The organism is Sulfuricaulis sp. (assembly GCF_040901545.1).
Taxonomy (GTDB): domain Bacteria; phylum Pseudomonadota; class Gammaproteobacteria; order Acidiferrobacterales; family Sulfurifustaceae; genus Sulfuricaulis.
The window spans coordinates 1-14,438 of sequence record NZ_JBBDYL010000056.1 but is presented as its reverse complement, the minus strand read 5'-3'; the positions used below and the strand labels follow the sequence as shown (position 1 = coordinate 14,438).

Below are 14,438 nucleotides of genomic sequence, written 5' to 3'. Positions count from 1 at the left end.
ACGTTCAGGTGCGGTTTGGTGCGGGCGAATTTTTCCTTGGACATCGGTGTGCCTCTTTTAATTATCTAAAACTATTATCTCGAAATTAAAAATTTAATGTGTTTTGAAAATTTTGCGAAAAAAAATAAATAATGTCTGGAGCCCATAATCGGAATCGAACCGATGACCTCTTCCTTACCAAGGAAGTGCTCTGCCGACTGAGCTATATGGGCATCGGAACCAGAGAAAAGAGGAAAGTGAAAAGAAAAAAGTTTCGTTTCCCGTTCTTTTCTCTTTGCTCTTTGCTCTTTCCTCTGCCGTTACTGGAGCGGGTGATGGGAATCGAACCCACACCATCAGCTTGGAAGGCTGAGGTTCTACCATTGAACTACACCCGCGATGGATGTATGCGCTCTGCAAGTTGCTGAGAGCCAGCCTCTGCCTCCCGCCATTCCTGCTCCGGCCCAGCCCGTCCCCTCCGACCTTGGTGGAGGGGGGTGGATTCGAACCACCGAAGGCAGAGCCGTCAGATTTACAGTCTGATCCCTTTGGCCGCTCGGGAACCCCTCCGAAAAAAACGAAGCCGCAAATTCTGCGGGAGTAAGACGGGCTTGTCAACCGATATCCTTGATTATTAGCATAATCTCGTCATTTTTTTGCCGGCGCCACGGTTCCCGATGCCTGTGCCTGACGGATCAAATTGAGCGCGGATCCGGCCATGAACCAGGCGATCTGCTCTAAGGTCAGACTGTGCAGGGTGGGAATCGTTTCTTGGCTGCCATCGGCATGGACGATCCTGATTTCAACCTTCTGCCCGGGGGAAAGCCGATCCAGTCCCGGTAAAATCACGCGATCATCGCGCCGTATCCGCTCGTAATCGGACGGATTCGCGAAGGTCAGAGGGAGAACTCCCTGTTTTTTAAGGTTAGTTTCGTGGATACGGGCAAAACTGCGTGTGAGCACCACGCGACAACCGAGATAACGGGGGCACATCGCCGCGTGTTCGCGTGAGCTGCCCTCGCCATAATTATGATCGCCCACGGCCACCCAGCCCAGCCCCTTGGCCTTGTATTGCCGGGCGATTTTCGCTAATTCCTCCCCGGATTGACCGGTAAGGACATTAAACCCGGTGCCCGGTTTATCGGCAAAGGCATTATCCGCTCCGGAAAACATATTATCGCTGATGCGATCGAGATGTCCGCGAAACCGCAGCCACGGACCGGCGGGCGAGATATGGTCGGTGGTGCACTTGCCGCGCGCTTTCAGCAGCACCGGCAGGTCCCGATACCCCGCCACCTTGTCTACCGGTTCAAACGGTTCGAGCAGTGCCAGGCGCTCACTCTTCGGGTCCACCACGACCGAAGCTCCAGCGGCATCTTCCTGCGGGGGAACATATCCTTCGTTTCCGCGATCGAAGCCCTTGGCCGGGAGTTCGTCGGCGGTGGGCGCCTGCAGTGACAGCGCCATGCCATCCGATTTAACGGACGTGTGAACCGGATCGGTGTCCAGTCTGCCCGTAAGCGCGTAGGCCACCACCACCTCGGGACTCGCGATGAAGGCGAGCGTGTTGGGATTGCCGTCGTTACGCTTGGGGAAATTGCGGTTGTATGACGTCAGAATCGAATTCCTTTCGCCTTTGGCGATATCCGTGCGCTCCCATTGGCCAATACAGGGACCGCAGGCATTGGCCAAGACGATCGCGCCGATCGCCTCAAGATCCGCGAGCAAGCCGTCACGTTCGATGGTCGCACGTACTTGCTCCGAGCCGGGCGTGACCATGAGTGGCACGCGGGCTTTCAATCCCTTCGCCTTGGCCTGTCGGGCGACGTGCGCGGCACGGCCGATATCTTCGTAAGAGGAGTTGGTACAGCTGCCGATCAGCGTGGCTTTCAGTCCGGCCGGATAGTTTTGTGATTTCACGTCGTCCGCCATTTGCGATACCGGGCGCGCCAGATCAGGCGTGTGCGGGCCCACGATGTGCGGCTCAAGCTTCGAGAGATCGATTTCCACAACCTCGTCGTAATACTTTTCCGGAGTCGCCAGCACTTCCGCGTCGGCCGTGAGGTGCTCGGCCAGGCCGGAAGCGAGGCTGGCAACTTCCGCGCGTTCGGTGGCCTTGAGATAGTCCGCCATGCGCCGGTCAAACGGAAACACCGAAGTCGTGGCCCCGAGTTCCGCGCCCATGTTGGTTACCGTGGCCTTGGCGGTGCAGGACAGCGATTCCGTGCCCGGACCGAAATACTCGATGATTTTATTGGTGCCGCCGGCCACCGTCAGAATGCCCGCGAGCTTGAGGATGACATCCTTGCCGCTGGTCCAGCCGGACAATTTTCCCGTCAGGCGCACACCGACCAGTTTCGGCCATAGCAGCTCCCACGGATTGCCCACCATCACGTCCACCGCATCGGCGCCGCCCACGCCGATGGCGATCATGCCCAGTCCGCCGGCATTCGGAGTATGCGAATCGGTGCCGATGATGAGGCCTCCGGGAAAGGCGTAATTTTCGAGAATCACCTGATGGATGATGCCCGAACCCGGTTTCCAGAAGCCCATGCCGTATTTGTTCGCAGCCGAAGCGAGGAAATCAAAGACTTCCTTATTGGTACTCTCGGCCACGGCTAGATCCTTGATGGCGCCCACCTTGGCGCGGATGAGGTGATCGCAATGCACGGTGGTCGGCACCGCGGTCTCCGCACGTCCGGCGGTCATGAACTGCAAAATCGCCATCTGGGCGGTCGCATCCTGCATCGCCACGCGATCGGGATTAAGCCCAACCGTGGTCTTGCCGCGTTCCGGCAAGTCCGCGGCCAGGTCTGCCGTGTGCGCGAACAGAATTTTTTCCGCCAGCGTGAGCGAGCGCCCCACGCGCCGGCCCACGGCCGCCATGCGTTGGGGCAGAGATTGATAGTAATGACGAACCGTGATGACAGCGTCTAAAGGAGTTTTTTCCATGGGTGTTTGAATTATCGAATCAATAAGCTGGAGCCCGCAGAGGGATTTGAACCCCCGACCACCTGATTACAAATCAGGTGCTCTACCAGCTGAGCTATGCGGGCAGTTATGCTGCGCGGCATTGTAAGTATACCTCCAGGTGCGGGCAACCTTGCATACAGGCTTGTCTTCAATGGGGCTCGCGGAGTGGCAGTGGGGTGCTGTTGGTACTGGCCGGACAGGGCGACTCGAGTACCTCGATTTCCTTGGATTCCCAGTCGGTATTTTTCAACTGGTTGGCGATGTCCGGTTGTATCGGCCTGGCGACATCCAGCCAGTGTTGCAGACGTATTTGATCTTGCTGCTGCAATTTAGCCTCGACACCCTTCGCGACAAGTTCACGCACTCGGCTCTCGGCATTGGCTTCAACGGAAAACAAACCCAGCGATATGGCGTTTTGCCATCCTTCTTCCTGTATTACGGCATGGTCCCTGAAACCGAGTCGAGTCAGTTGCTGACGCTTCAGTTCCGCAGCCTCCTTGGTGGCGAATGGGGGAAGAAATACTCGATAAATCGTGATTTTATTGCTTTCCGTGGCGCGGGTGGCAAAACCGATTTGCCATCCGGTTAATTTTTCATGCGCCCTGTCCACGAGATCAGCATTAGTGAATGGGCCGATGCGAAGGCATACCGGACCGGTAAATGTCGTCAATTCCGAATTGGCGGACTTCGTGTTCTTGCGCGTCTTGAGTTTAACGCCCGTCTCGGTGAGTAATCGCATCTTTTCCGCGCCCAGCGGCGCGCGGGCCGTGCGGTACTCCAGTACCGGTTGTTGCTTGTACCAGTCTGCCCACATCCACAGGCCGAGGTTGGCAAGAATCAGCGCGGCGAACACCCATTTCAGTTTCATGTGTTTTCAATAATGCGGGCCAGACCCTGCAACACCAAATCCGGAACATGTCTGGTTTTCACATGTAACCGCGCCGAGAGCAGCATGGCATCCCCTCCGGTCATCACAGTCTGCATCGTATCGCCCAAGGTCTGCCGAAATTCGTTGATAAGACGCTCCACGGCACCCGTTAATCCATAGATCGTACCGGCGGCCACCCCATCCGCCGTTGAACGCGCCAGGCAATTCGCATCGTTGCCCTCTGTCTCAGCGATTGCATGCGTTCCCCGCACGAGACTTGCACGCAACAGGCGCAAACCAGGAAAAACCACCCCGCCGAGAAACTCTCCGCTCGCCGAGAGTGCGTCCACCGTCACCGCCGTGCCGCAATCCACCACGCATGCTGCCGAAGAGGTAAGTCCCCGGGCACCGATCAATGCCACCCATCGGTCAACACCCAGTTGTTCCGGCTGCCGGTAACGGTTTTTTACACCGAGCTGATTTACCTGAGTACGGACAGTAGATACCGTAACCGACCAGCGTGTACGTATCCATTGTTCCAATGTGCGCAACCGCTGCGGGCTGGATACACTGCATACCAATATCTGTTGTGGTGTTGCCAGGCGGCTCCACATTCTATCCAGCAGCGGCACCATATCTTCGGCTTCGAGCAGAACGGCATCCGTGTGCCACAGGCCGGGGCCGTGCTCCGCCCATTTCAGCCGGCTGTTGCCAAGATCAACGAGAAGATTAATTGGATTGGCTCCATTGAGATCGCGCCGGCTCGGCGTTCCCGATGACGGCGATCGGCGGAGATTTACTTATGTCACTTCTCATGTTCACCATCGCATGGTAAGCGGTTTCCCTGCCATGCCGAAGCTAGGCTTGCTCATCCGGCGCTCCTCAGGCTGATTTCGCCGGAATGGTATACCTTTCTGGCCTTGGCATGGCGAATCATCAATCCGCCGTCATCATTAATACCTTCGACAGTACCGGTATACTCCCCATCACCCTGGATGAGACGTACCCGCCGCCCTTGATAATAGTGATGCGACTGCCATGGTTTGCGGAACGGGGCAAAACCTTTTTCCGAAAATGTCTGAAACGTGCTGAGCAGGTGGCGAATCACGAGAGCCGCGAGACGGTTGCGGTCGATGGTTTTTCCCAGGATATCTCGCATATCCACCCACGGCTGGTCTATCCGACCGGCGTCATTACGATTGATACGGGCATTCACTCCCACACCGAGAATCACCCGGGTCGGGCCCGCCGCCTCGCCCTGCACTTCCACCAGCAGTCCGGCAAGTTTGCGGCCGTTCCAGAGCACGTCGTTCGGCCATTTTAACATCGCGTCGGAGACGCCGTATTCCTCGAGCGCACGCCGCACCGCCACGCCCGCCGCCAGGCTCAATCCCGTGACCATGCCTGGTCCGCCCGGAAATTCCCAGGCCATGGACAACATGAGATTGCTGTAGGGTGTGGCGACCCACGCGCGACCTCGGCGGCCACGCCCCGCGCGTTGCATCTCCGCGAGGCAGAAAACACCACGCACGGACTCCACTTGGGATACACGTTCAGACAAAAAACGGTTGGTGGAATCGACTTGATCGATAATATACAAACGGTCACGTAAATCCGTCGGTGCGCTTGCACCCATGAATTTCAGGATACGTTTCTTGTCGAGTACAAACAGAGGCTGATCGAGTTTATAGCCACGCCCGGTCACGCTGTGCACATCAAGCCCCAACTGTTTGAGCCTGTGGATGTTCTTGCACACCGCCGCACGCGTGATGCCAAGTTTTTTGCCGAGTTCCGTTCCGGAATGAAAGGCACCGTCAGATAAAAATTTTACCAGCTGTGCACGCATGTTCATGCATCAACGTTGACATGCCACCGTCCGTACTACACGGAGACTCGGCGGCGTGCCGCATCCATTGTAATCTCAGCCACCTGCCGCCTTCGTAAAACAGCTTTGACGATTTCGATCGTCAGCATTACGCCAGCTGCGAGGACCAGAACAAATGCCACGTCAGTGAGCGTCGGCATGTTGATGCCGAAGGCATCACGCACGGCATCAAACTGGAGCAGTACTGCCAGCAACACGAGCTCCCATGCAATAGCGATTACGAGCCATTTGTGTGGCGGCGCCTGTAAAATACTATAACGCAGCGAGCGGAAATTGAGAGCAATGACCAACTCGATTATCACGAACATGAGAAAGACCTCAGTGCGCGCGACGTCGATATGATCTAGGTCATGGAAGAAGACCCAGAAAAAGATCGGGCACTCGATAACCACTGCCAGCAGGATCAGCGTGCGCACGTCGGAGGAAAAAACACTCTCTTTGGGATCGCGTGGTGGACGCCGCATGATGTCGGGATCCGCAGGCGCCACACCTAACGCAAGTGCCGGGAGCCCATCACTCGCCAGATTGATATATAGGATTGCCGCAGGTAAAAGCGGTAGAAACTCCGGCCCCATGACCACTACCACACCGCCCAGTACCACCACCTCGGTCATATTCGCCCGCAGCAGGTAGGTGAGATATTTTTTAATGTTGTCATAAATCCACCGTCCGCGTTCGATAGCCTTCACGATGGTGGCGAAGTTGTCGTCGCTCAAAACGATATCGGCTGCCTCCTTGGCGACGTCAGTGCCTGAAATCCCCATCGCCACCCCGACATCCGCGTGCTTCAAGGCCGGGGCGTCATTGACACCATCACCGGTCATCGCAACCACTTGGCCCTTCGCCTTCCAGGCGCGCACGATCTTAAGCTTGTCCATCGGCGAGACCCGGGCATAAACTGTCACACGCTCTACGACGGCTGCTAGCGCGGCCTCATCCATCTTAGCCAGTTCGTCGCCTGTCATGACCAAATCTCCGTCACGGAAGATGCCAATCTCTTTCGCCACCGCCATGGCGGTGAGCTTGTGATCTCCCGTGATCATCACCGGCTTCACATGGATCTCACGGCACACCTTGACCGCATCGATAGCCTCGTCCCGAGGGGGATCCATCATCCCCACCAGTCCAAGGAAGATCAGATTGGTCTCGATCGACTCCTCCGTGTACGTGTTCCCGGCCGGCAGTTCCTTGTAAGCGATCCCCAAAACTCGAAGGGCATCACCAGCCATTGTTGTATTGACCTCGTCCAGTTTCGCCCTTTGTTCGGGTCCTAGCGGGATTACTTTGTCTCCGACCAGTATCGAAGCACAGCGTTCAAGCAGCACCTCGGGCGCCCCTTTGGTGAAGGCCAGTCGCTGCCCGTCCTCCATCGTATGAATGGTGGTCATGCGTTTGCGCTCAGAACTGAACGGAAACTCCTCGATTCTCGCGCATTTTTGCCGGATTTCCGTCGAGTGCACGCCACCTTTCATGGCCAGCACTACGAGCGCTCCCTCGGTAGGATCGCCTTTCACAAACCATCGCTCGGCGTCCTGGACCAACTCGGCATCGCTGGCGAGTACACCGCCTTTAAGCAACAAGCTGAGCGCACGATCGTCGAGCGAACCGCTCAAGTTGCCTGTCGGTGAATACCCCACACCGCTCGCCTCGATCATCCGGTCACCGACATATAAACGGCGCGCGGTCATTTCACCCTTTGTCAGCGTACCGGTCTTGTCCGTACAAATGACGCTGGTGCAACCGAGAGTTTCGACGGCAGGCATCTTGCGGACCAATGCGTGGCGTTTAGCCATTTCGTGCATGGCGATGGCGAGCGCACCAGTGACGATGGCGGCAAGGGCCTCGGGCACGGCCGCGACCGCGAGTGCGATGGCGAACAAAATAATCGGCAGCGTTGAGCCAAGTTGAAAAGTGCCCGCCCACAGCTCGCGTCCGACGCTGATGCCCACCACCAGCACACAGATAACGAGAGTGATGATACCGAGCCACTTGCCAATTTCCTCAGTTCGCTGTTCAAGCGGGGTTTTCTCCTGGCTAACTGCGGCCACCTCCTGTGCAATCCGTCCGAACTCAGTCGCCATACCGGTCGCCGTGACCACCGCTTTGCCCCGCCCGTACGTAACCGTGGTACCCGTAAAAATCATGTTTTTGCGGTCACCAACGGATGAATCCTCTGCGTACAGCGCAAGCTCCTTGCCTACAGGAACTGATTCCCCGGTGAGCGGTGCTTCATCGCACTGCACAGAATGAATCTCGACCAGCCGGGCATCGGCAGGAATTCTGTCCCCTGCCTCCAGTACCAGGACGTCCCCCGGAACAATATCTTTCGATGGCACCTCCAGTTCCTGTCCGCCCCGCAAAACCGTGATGGTCGGGGTCAGCATTTTCTTCAACGCCTCCAACGCACGCTCGGCACGATATTCCTGCAAAAAACCCAGGCCGGCACAAAATACGATAATCACGAAAATAATAGCTGCGTCCACATACTCGCCGACCAAGGCGGAAAGCAGGGTGGCAATAATCAAAATGACGATAAGGATGTTTTTGAACTGGGTGAAGAAAAGCATGAGCGGCGAGGCCTTCTCTTCATGACTCAGTTCATTGGAACCGTATTGCTCTAAGCGCTTCCGCGTCTCCTCGGGCGCCAGACCCCGTTGCGGATCGACCTGCAGTTCTTTCAGAACTTGATTGAGCTCTAATGAATGCCACAAGCGCGTAACCATTAAAACCTCCCGAAATTATCGGATATAGTGCTCACGTTAGTCTTAACACTCAGTGTGCACCCCGACATCCGTTTAATTATTTTGATCAGCGTGAATGAGTCGAGTTTGGATTCACCGTTGCTCATGCACCTATAGAATTCTGCTTCGCCAGCGCAGCCCCCCGCAAAATCGACACACAGTTTTGCGTATCCTCGATCATAATGCAAAATATTTCAAAATCTTACCGTGCGATTTCTCACTGTAGAGTCTCGTTTGAAATCATTGTCAAGTATCTGATGGCACACCGATCTACCGGCAACTCCAAGTCAGTGGCAGACCAGCACGGGGATATTTGAATAAGTTAGAACCTTCTGAGTCTGGCTGTCGAGCAACACACCTGCGATCCCATGACGTCTATGGAAGGCCATGGACATAAGATCACACTTCTGCTGTTTTTCCACGTGAGGATGCGATCGGCTTTGATCTTGACCCGCGCCAAGAATATAGGCGGGAACCTTGGTTTAAGCTTGTCCCAGCACGAATACCACATAGAGTGCGCCCACGTATATTACCGGTATCGCCGGAGTGAGGTATCGCATCGGCGCAAAGGTGCGCGACTGGAAGCTCTTGAATACGAAATAACCCATGGTCATCAACGCGAGGGCGGCCAGCGCTGCCGCGAAGTGGGCCGACTGCATTTCCCGGAGCAGCGGCCCCTTAGTGTGGAAGAAATCGGCAATGAAGATGATGGTGATGTTGAACGCGTTGCTGCCATAGACGTTGCCCATGGCAATGCCGTAGGACTTGCGCAGGGATGCGGCCACCGTGACCGAGCCTTCCGGCAGCGTTGTCACGATGGACACCAGCAAGACGCCGATAAAGGTTGCGCTGATGCCCGAGGCCTCGGCAATGGCATCGGCACTTGCGGCGAGGTAGCGTCCGGCAATGATGACCACGACCACCGAGATGCCGAAACCGATCCATGCGTTGCGCGCGCTACCGGTGGGGCTGGGTACATCCTCGAGTTCCATCTGCGTCCGCCCGGCAGTGTAGACCTTGCGCATACCGTACAGGTAGGCCGCGCCGATCAATAGGCCGCCGACGCTGGTCGGACCGAAGACCTTGATGTCGCCGAACGCACCGAAGGCCAGCGCGAGGATCACCAGAACCAGTCCGGTAAGCATCAGCAACTCCGTATCGCGGCCCTGCTTGCCGAAGAGATTCGACACGCCGAACACCAGCGCCGCGCTGCCGAGCACGAAAACGTTGAGCATGTTGGCACCGAACACGTTGCCCAGGGCGAGGCTGGGGTTGTGCTCCAGCCAAACCGCCGAAACGTTGACGGTAACTTCCGGCAAGGAGGTGGCGATGCCCACCAGCAACGTGCCAACCCAGAGCTTGCCCCAACCAGTCGCCTCGGCGAGCGCATCGCCGAAACGGGCGAGCCCTACGCCGGCCATAATCACGAACGTGGCGCTGATGAGAAAAATGATGATCGCGGTTCCTAGGCTTTCCATATTTTGTCGTTCCGTAAGTTAATGTTCATGCAGAATTGAAAGGGATTGATCTCACTCATGATCCCGATCCATACCGTAATTGAGGCCCCTGCGCAGTGCCATCATGGAGTTATAGATAACGGCGCTGATCACGAATAGGATCGTAACCACAAACTCCGTGTGCCCCACCCACTGCATAAATCCCAAAGGCCGCGATTCATTAACTAAGGGATCGTCCGAAACCGGTTGAGATGGTTGGTAAGTAGAGAGACTAATGGTGTTATTGATTTTATTCCCCCTCAAAAAAAGCCAGTACGTTAAAAAAACGTGCTGGCGCTGCGAAATATTACCTGCATGACATCTGGCGGTAAAGCCTTGCGTGGTTGCGAACGTCCCTCGCCCGTTAACTTGGCGGGTGGCGTTGGAAGCCGAGCTGCATACTGCACCACTGCGCAACCTGCAGCAGACGCGCATCCTGCATATGAGCGCCGACCAGCTGCATTCCAAGCGGCATCCCCTGCGTCCCGAGCCCCGACGGTATGGTAATGGTCGGGGCGCCGCACAGCGTCCATATCGTGCAAAACCCGGGGTCGCCGGTGTGCTCCAGCGTGGCGGGGGCCTCCCCGCGCGCGGGCAAAGTGATGAGTATATCGTAACGGCGCGCGATCTCGGCAAGTTCGCTCTGCAATCTCGTGCGATGCTCCAGCGCCGCATGATAAGCCGTTTCGGAAATCAAATTGCCGTCGTCGATCAGACGATTCATTTCTGCGCCGAGACGATCGCGGTTCTGGGTTTGCAGTCCGGCAAACGACCGGGCTCCCTCATAATGCATGATCACACGATGCACTTCATGCGCCCGGGAAAAGGCGTCCGGGAGCACCGCCGATTCAACGACGGCACCCGCTTTGCGGAATTGTGCGATCGTCTGAAGAAAATTCTCCTGCTGATCCTTTTCCACGAGATGCCACATTGAAGTACGAACCGCGGCAACCCGCGGTGGCTGGTACAGCGGTGCGGGAACCAGATCTCGCGGCACTTGGGTAATCTCCGGGTTACTGTCGGGAACTTCCGCGGACCGGTCCAGCATGGCGCTGCAGACAAGCGCCGTATCCTCCACGCTGCGACCGAAAACCCCGACCTGATCCAGCGTGTGACTGAATTTGAGTATTCCGGCGCGCGGTAGCAAGCCGGAGCTTGGCTTGTAACCCACCACGCCGCAGAACGCCGCCGGCCGGATGACGGAACCGTTGGTCTGGGTCCCGATCGTGGCCGGGACAAATCGCGCCGCCACCGCCGCGGCCGATCCGCTCGAAGAACCCCCGGGGGTATGCCCCGTGTTCCAGGGATTGCGCGTCTTACCCGGACCCAAATACGCCAATTCCGCGGTCACGGTCTTGCCGAGCACCACCGCGCCGGTTTCATCCAGCCGACGTACAACCCGGGCCGATGCCGAAGGAATATAATCCTCGAACAGGGGGGATCCCATCCGTGTGGGCACGCCGCGAACATCAATAATATCTTTAACGCCGATCGGAACACCCTGCAGTGCCCCCAGTTTGCCCGCGCGCCGGGCGTGATCCGCGGCATGCGCGCTTGCGAGTGCCGCGGCGGGGTCCAGCCAGGCCCAGGCTTCGATTTTCGGTTCGAGTTTTTCGATACGTTCAAGGCAGTCGCGCATGAGATCTTCGCTGGTGAACCGGCCCTCGCGCAGGCCGTGAATGACCGCTTTCACGCCCAACTGATGGAGCGCATCCGGCATCGATCTTCAGGGATTAAGCAGGTTGGGCGGCTTACCGGTAGTCAGCGCGGCCACCAGATTTTCCGCCGCCAGCATGGCCATGTTGCGGCGCGTCGCCGTGGAGGAACTGGCGATGTGCGGAGTCATTACGACATTGGCGAGCTTCAAGAAATCCGGATTAAGCGCCGGTTCGTTATCAAATACATCGAGCCCCGCCGCGGCGATGGTTCCACGCCTCAGCGCCGCGATAAGCGCCGCGTCATCCACCACGCCGCCGCGCGCGGCATGAATCAGCACCGCGGTGGGTTTCATCTTGGCGATTTGCGCCGCGCCCACCAGATGATGGGTGGCGGAACTGTACGGGACGTGAATCGTGAGTATGTCGGCGCGCGATAGCAACTCATAGAAATTCACGTACGCGGCGCCGCACGCTTTTTCAACGTCCGCTGGCAGGCGTTTGGGTTCATGGTACAACACGTTCATCTCGAATCCGCGCGCGCGGCGCGCCACCGCCTGCCCGATGCGCCCCAGTCCGAGTATGCCTAGGGTCGCATGATGCACATCGGCGCCGAGAAACTGTTTCAGCTTCCAGCCCTTCCATTCGCCCGCGCGCACGTAGGCCTCGGCCTCGGTCACGCGGCGCGCCGCCGCAAGGATTAATGCCCAGGTGAAATCCGCGGTGCTGTCGTCGAGCACGCCCGGCGTGTTGGTCGCCATCACGCCCGCGTCGCTGCACGCCTTGACATCGATGTTGTTATAACCGACCGCGATATTGCACACCACTTTCAGCTTCGGGCATTTGGCCAGCAAACCGGCGTCGATGCGATCGGTCAGTACCGTGAGCGCGCCGTCTTTGTCGCTTAAGGCCTTAGCCAACGCGTCCGGACTGAACGGCTGATCCGCCTGATTGGACGAAACATCGAAATGCCGCTCGAGATAATCGAGCACCTCGGCAAACACTTCGCGCGTGACGAGCACTCTCGGTTTCATGGTATTGGCACTAATAGTTAAGGTTCAAATAGCCTGGGTATTGTACTTAAAGATAACGGTGGCGTTTGTTCCGCCACCGAGCAGGTACTGACAGCGGTTGATGTGCCGGGGCCGGGCTCAAAATGCGCGGTGTCCGATCAGAGTCGGCTCCATGGTCGGCACTGGACGCACGCTTGGGCGCCGCCTGACCGGCCTTAGTCGGTCTTCGACTGCAGCGATTGCCAGAGGTCGAACAGCATCAGCGCGAAACCGACGAGCATCACCAGACTAAGCGCCGGATCCCACAGCTTGAGCATGACGGGCGCGAGGTACACCAGCATCAGTATCACCGCCACGATCCCGGAAAAAATTTTAATTGCCATAGTAATCTCCTTATCCGTCTTGCGGTTCGCCGCCGGTGATTTGCGTCACCAGCCAGCGTGCGGTCCGCAACAACCGCGCGTCATGATGGCGTTGGCCGACGAGCTGAACACCGAGCGGCAGGCCGTTCGCACCTTGCAGCAGCGGCAGGGAAGCCGCGGGCATGCCGCAGAGCGTCCACAGGGTACAAAATGAGGGATCGCCTGTCGATGTCAACCCCTTCGGCGCCGTGCCCGCGACGGCCGGGGTCAGGATCGCGTCGCAGCGTTCGAACAGCTCGGCAAAACCATCGTTCAACAGCGGGATCCGCGCGCGCGCCGTCTGATAGTCGAACGCCGTTACGCGGCGGCCGCGCTCGAGCTGTGCGCGCAGTGACTCGCTCAATCGTTCCCGGCCCCGGTCGTATTCATCCACGAGCGCCGCGGCCATCTCCGCTTCCATGATCGTGCGATGAAGTTCAAGCGCATCGAGTACGATGTCAGGCAAGTCCACTTCCACGACACGGTCGCCCAGCGCATCTGTTAGCTCTGCGAACGCTTCACGGGTGTCCTCGTCCGTGCGCTCCCACAGCGGCGTCTTGACGAAAGCGATCAACGGCGGCAATGGCGGCTCTTCGGTCGCGATCTCCCGAAACGGAATGCGCGCGCGCATCAGCGTATCGGGATCGTGTGCATCACCCTCGACAAGCACCTCGCAGCCGAGCGCGATATCATCGAGTGTGCGCGCGAACATACCCATATGGTCGAGCGTGCGCGAGAGCTTGAGAACGCCGTGGCGTGAAATAAGCCCGTGCGTCGGCTTGAAGCCGTATACACCGCAATAGGCCGCCGGCCGGATCACGGATCCGTTGGTCTGGCTGCCGAGCGCCAGCGGCACCATGCCCGCGGCGACCGCGGCGGCCGAGCCGCTCGATGAGCCGCCCGGGGTATGTTCCGGATTGTGGGGATTGCGTGTCTTGCCGGGCGTGTACGTCGCACACTCGGTGGTAACCGTCTTGCCCATGATCACGGCGCCCGCGGCACGCAGTATTGCAACCACGGTGGCGTCATCCGCCGGTGTGCGGCCGGCGTGCAGGACCGTGCCGTCTTCGGTCGGCATGTCCATGGTGTCGATGATGTCCTTGACGCCCACCGGCACGCCTTGCAGGGGGCCGACCGCCCGTCCTTCGCGCCGATCCTGGTCGCGCGCGCGCGCCTGATTCAGCGCGTGCTCGGGATCGAGGAATTGCCAGGCCTGAATCCTGTCTTCGACCTCGCGCACGCGTGCCAGACACGCCTCGACCAGTTGCTCGGAACTGATCGCGCCGTCGCGAATCGAACGCGCGGCGTCGCCCGCGGTGAGCCAATTGAGCCGGAACGCATCCATGCGGCGCTCAATTGCCGTAGATCAGGCCCGGCAGCCAGAACATCAGCGGCGGAAACAGATACACGCAGATCATGGTGACGAA

Annotated in this window: 10 protein-coding genes, 4 tRNA genes and 1 pseudogene; all 15 read right to left on the bottom strand. The window is 58.1% G+C overall.

The window, feature by feature from the left end; all coding sequences use genetic code 11:
- Positions 1-136 precede the first annotated feature (136 nt).
- The 15 genes and pseudogenes from WD823_RS12255 to WD823_RS12185 all read right to left on the bottom strand — a co-directional run bounded on the left by WD823_RS12255 (position 137) and on the right by WD823_RS12185 (position 14,356).
- Positions 137-212, bottom strand: a tRNA-Thr gene (locus tag WD823_RS12255).
- 91 nt (positions 213-303) lie between these two features.
- Positions 304-377 (bottom strand) — tRNA-Gly (locus WD823_RS12250).
- Positions 378-464: 87 nt separating this feature from the next.
- Positions 465-549, bottom strand: a tRNA-Tyr gene (locus tag WD823_RS12245).
- Positions 550-627: 78 nt separating this feature from the next.
- Positions 628-2,931 (bottom strand): aconitate hydratase, encoded by a 2,304-nt coding sequence (locus WD823_RS12240; RefSeq protein ID WP_368429784.1) that lies wholly within the window; start codon positions 2,929-2,931, stop codon positions 628-630.
- 28 nt (positions 2,932-2,959) lie between these two features.
- Positions 2,960-3,035, bottom strand: a tRNA-Thr gene (locus WD823_RS12235).
- A 65-nt stretch (positions 3,036-3,100) separates the two neighbouring features.
- On the bottom strand, positions 3,101-3,820 hold the full coding sequence (locus WD823_RS12230; protein WP_368429783.1) for an SPOR domain-containing protein: 720 nt from the start codon (positions 3,818-3,820) through the stop codon (positions 3,101-3,103).
- On the bottom strand, positions 3,817-4,554 hold the full coding sequence (locus tag WD823_RS12225) for a type III pantothenate kinase (RefSeq protein ID WP_368429785.1): 738 nt from the start codon (positions 4,552-4,554) through the stop codon (positions 3,817-3,819). The genes WD823_RS12230 and WD823_RS12225 overlap by 4 nt, the downstream gene beginning before the upstream one ends.
- 134 nt (positions 4,555-4,688) lie before the next feature.
- A complete protein-coding gene (gene birA / locus WD823_RS12220) occupies positions 4,689-5,666 on the bottom strand; it encodes a bifunctional biotin--[acetyl-CoA-carboxylase] ligase/biotin operon repressor BirA (RefSeq protein ID WP_368429782.1) in 978 nt (325 codons plus the stop codon).
- Between the two features lie 35 nt (positions 5,667-5,701).
- Entirely contained in the window at positions 5,702-8,428 is a 2,727-nt protein-coding gene (locus WD823_RS12215) for a cation-translocating P-type ATPase (RefSeq protein WP_368429781.1), read from the bottom strand.
- Between the two features lie 305 nt (positions 8,429-8,733).
- Positions 8,734-8,886 (bottom strand): annotated as a pseudogene (locus WD823_RS12210) (universal stress protein); the annotation flags it as partial.
- A gap of 42 nt (positions 8,887-8,928) precedes the next feature.
- Positions 8,929-9,924 carry a sodium:calcium antiporter gene (locus WD823_RS12205; protein WP_368429780.1) on the bottom strand — a complete coding sequence of 332 codons (996 nt, stop codon included), beginning with the start codon at positions 9,922-9,924 and terminating at the stop codon, positions 8,929-8,931.
- Positions 9,925-10,306: 382 nt separating this feature from the next.
- Positions 10,307-11,662 carry an amidase gene (locus WD823_RS12200; RefSeq protein ID WP_368429779.1) on the bottom strand — a complete coding sequence of 452 codons (1,356 nt, stop codon included), beginning with the start codon at positions 11,660-11,662 and terminating at the stop codon, positions 10,307-10,309.
- Positions 11,663-11,668: 6 nt separating this feature from the next.
- Positions 11,669-12,631: a 2-hydroxyacid dehydrogenase gene (locus tag WD823_RS12195; protein ID WP_368429778.1), complete on the bottom strand. Its 963-nt coding sequence runs from the start codon at positions 12,629-12,631 to the stop codon at positions 11,669-11,671.
- A 194-nt stretch (positions 12,632-12,825) separates the two neighbouring features.
- The gene (locus tag WD823_RS12190) at positions 12,826-12,993 is read right to left on the bottom strand and encodes a hypothetical protein (RefSeq protein WP_368429777.1); all 168 of its coding nucleotides are present in this window, start codon (positions 12,991-12,993) and stop codon (positions 12,826-12,828) included.
- Between the two features lie 10 nt (positions 12,994-13,003).
- Positions 13,004-14,356, bottom strand: coding sequence for an amidase (locus WD823_RS12185; RefSeq protein ID WP_368429776.1), 1,353 nt, complete (start codon positions 14,354-14,356; stop codon positions 13,004-13,006).
- Positions 14,357-14,438 lie beyond the last annotated feature (82 nt).

Bases quoted from the DNA above. Each gene is read 5' to 3' on its own strand.
- WD823_RS12200 (WP_368429779.1), bottom strand. From the start codon at position 11,662: ATGCCGGATGCGCTCCATCAGTTGGGCGTGAAAGCGGTCATTCACGGC.
- WD823_RS12205 (WP_368429780.1), bottom strand. From the start codon at position 9,924: ATGGAAAGCCTAGGAACCGCGATCATCATTTTTCTCATCAGCGCCACG.
- WD823_RS12190 (WP_368429777.1), bottom strand. From the start codon at position 12,993: ATGGCAATTAAAATTTTTTCCGGGATCGTGGCGGTGATACTGATGCTG.
- WD823_RS12240 (WP_368429784.1), bottom strand. From the start codon at position 2,931: ATGGAAAAAACTCCTTTAGACGCTGTCATCACGGTTCGTCATTACTAT.
- WD823_RS12230 (WP_368429783.1), bottom strand. From the start codon at position 3,820: ATGAAACTGAAATGGGTGTTCGCCGCGCTGATTCTTGCCAACCTCGGC.
- WD823_RS12215 (WP_368429781.1), bottom strand. From the start codon at position 8,428: ATGGTTACGCGCTTGTGGCATTCATTAGAGCTCAATCAAGTTCTGAAA.
- birA (WP_368429782.1), bottom strand. From the start codon at position 5,666: ATGCGTGCACAGCTGGTAAAATTTTTATCTGACGGTGCCTTTCATTCC.
- WD823_RS12195 (WP_368429778.1), bottom strand. From the start codon at position 12,631: ATGAAACCGAGAGTGCTCGTCACGCGCGAAGTGTTTGCCGAGGTGCTC.
- WD823_RS12185 (WP_368429776.1), bottom strand. From the start codon at position 14,356: ATGGATGCGTTCCGGCTCAATTGGCTCACCGCGGGCGACGCCGCGCGT.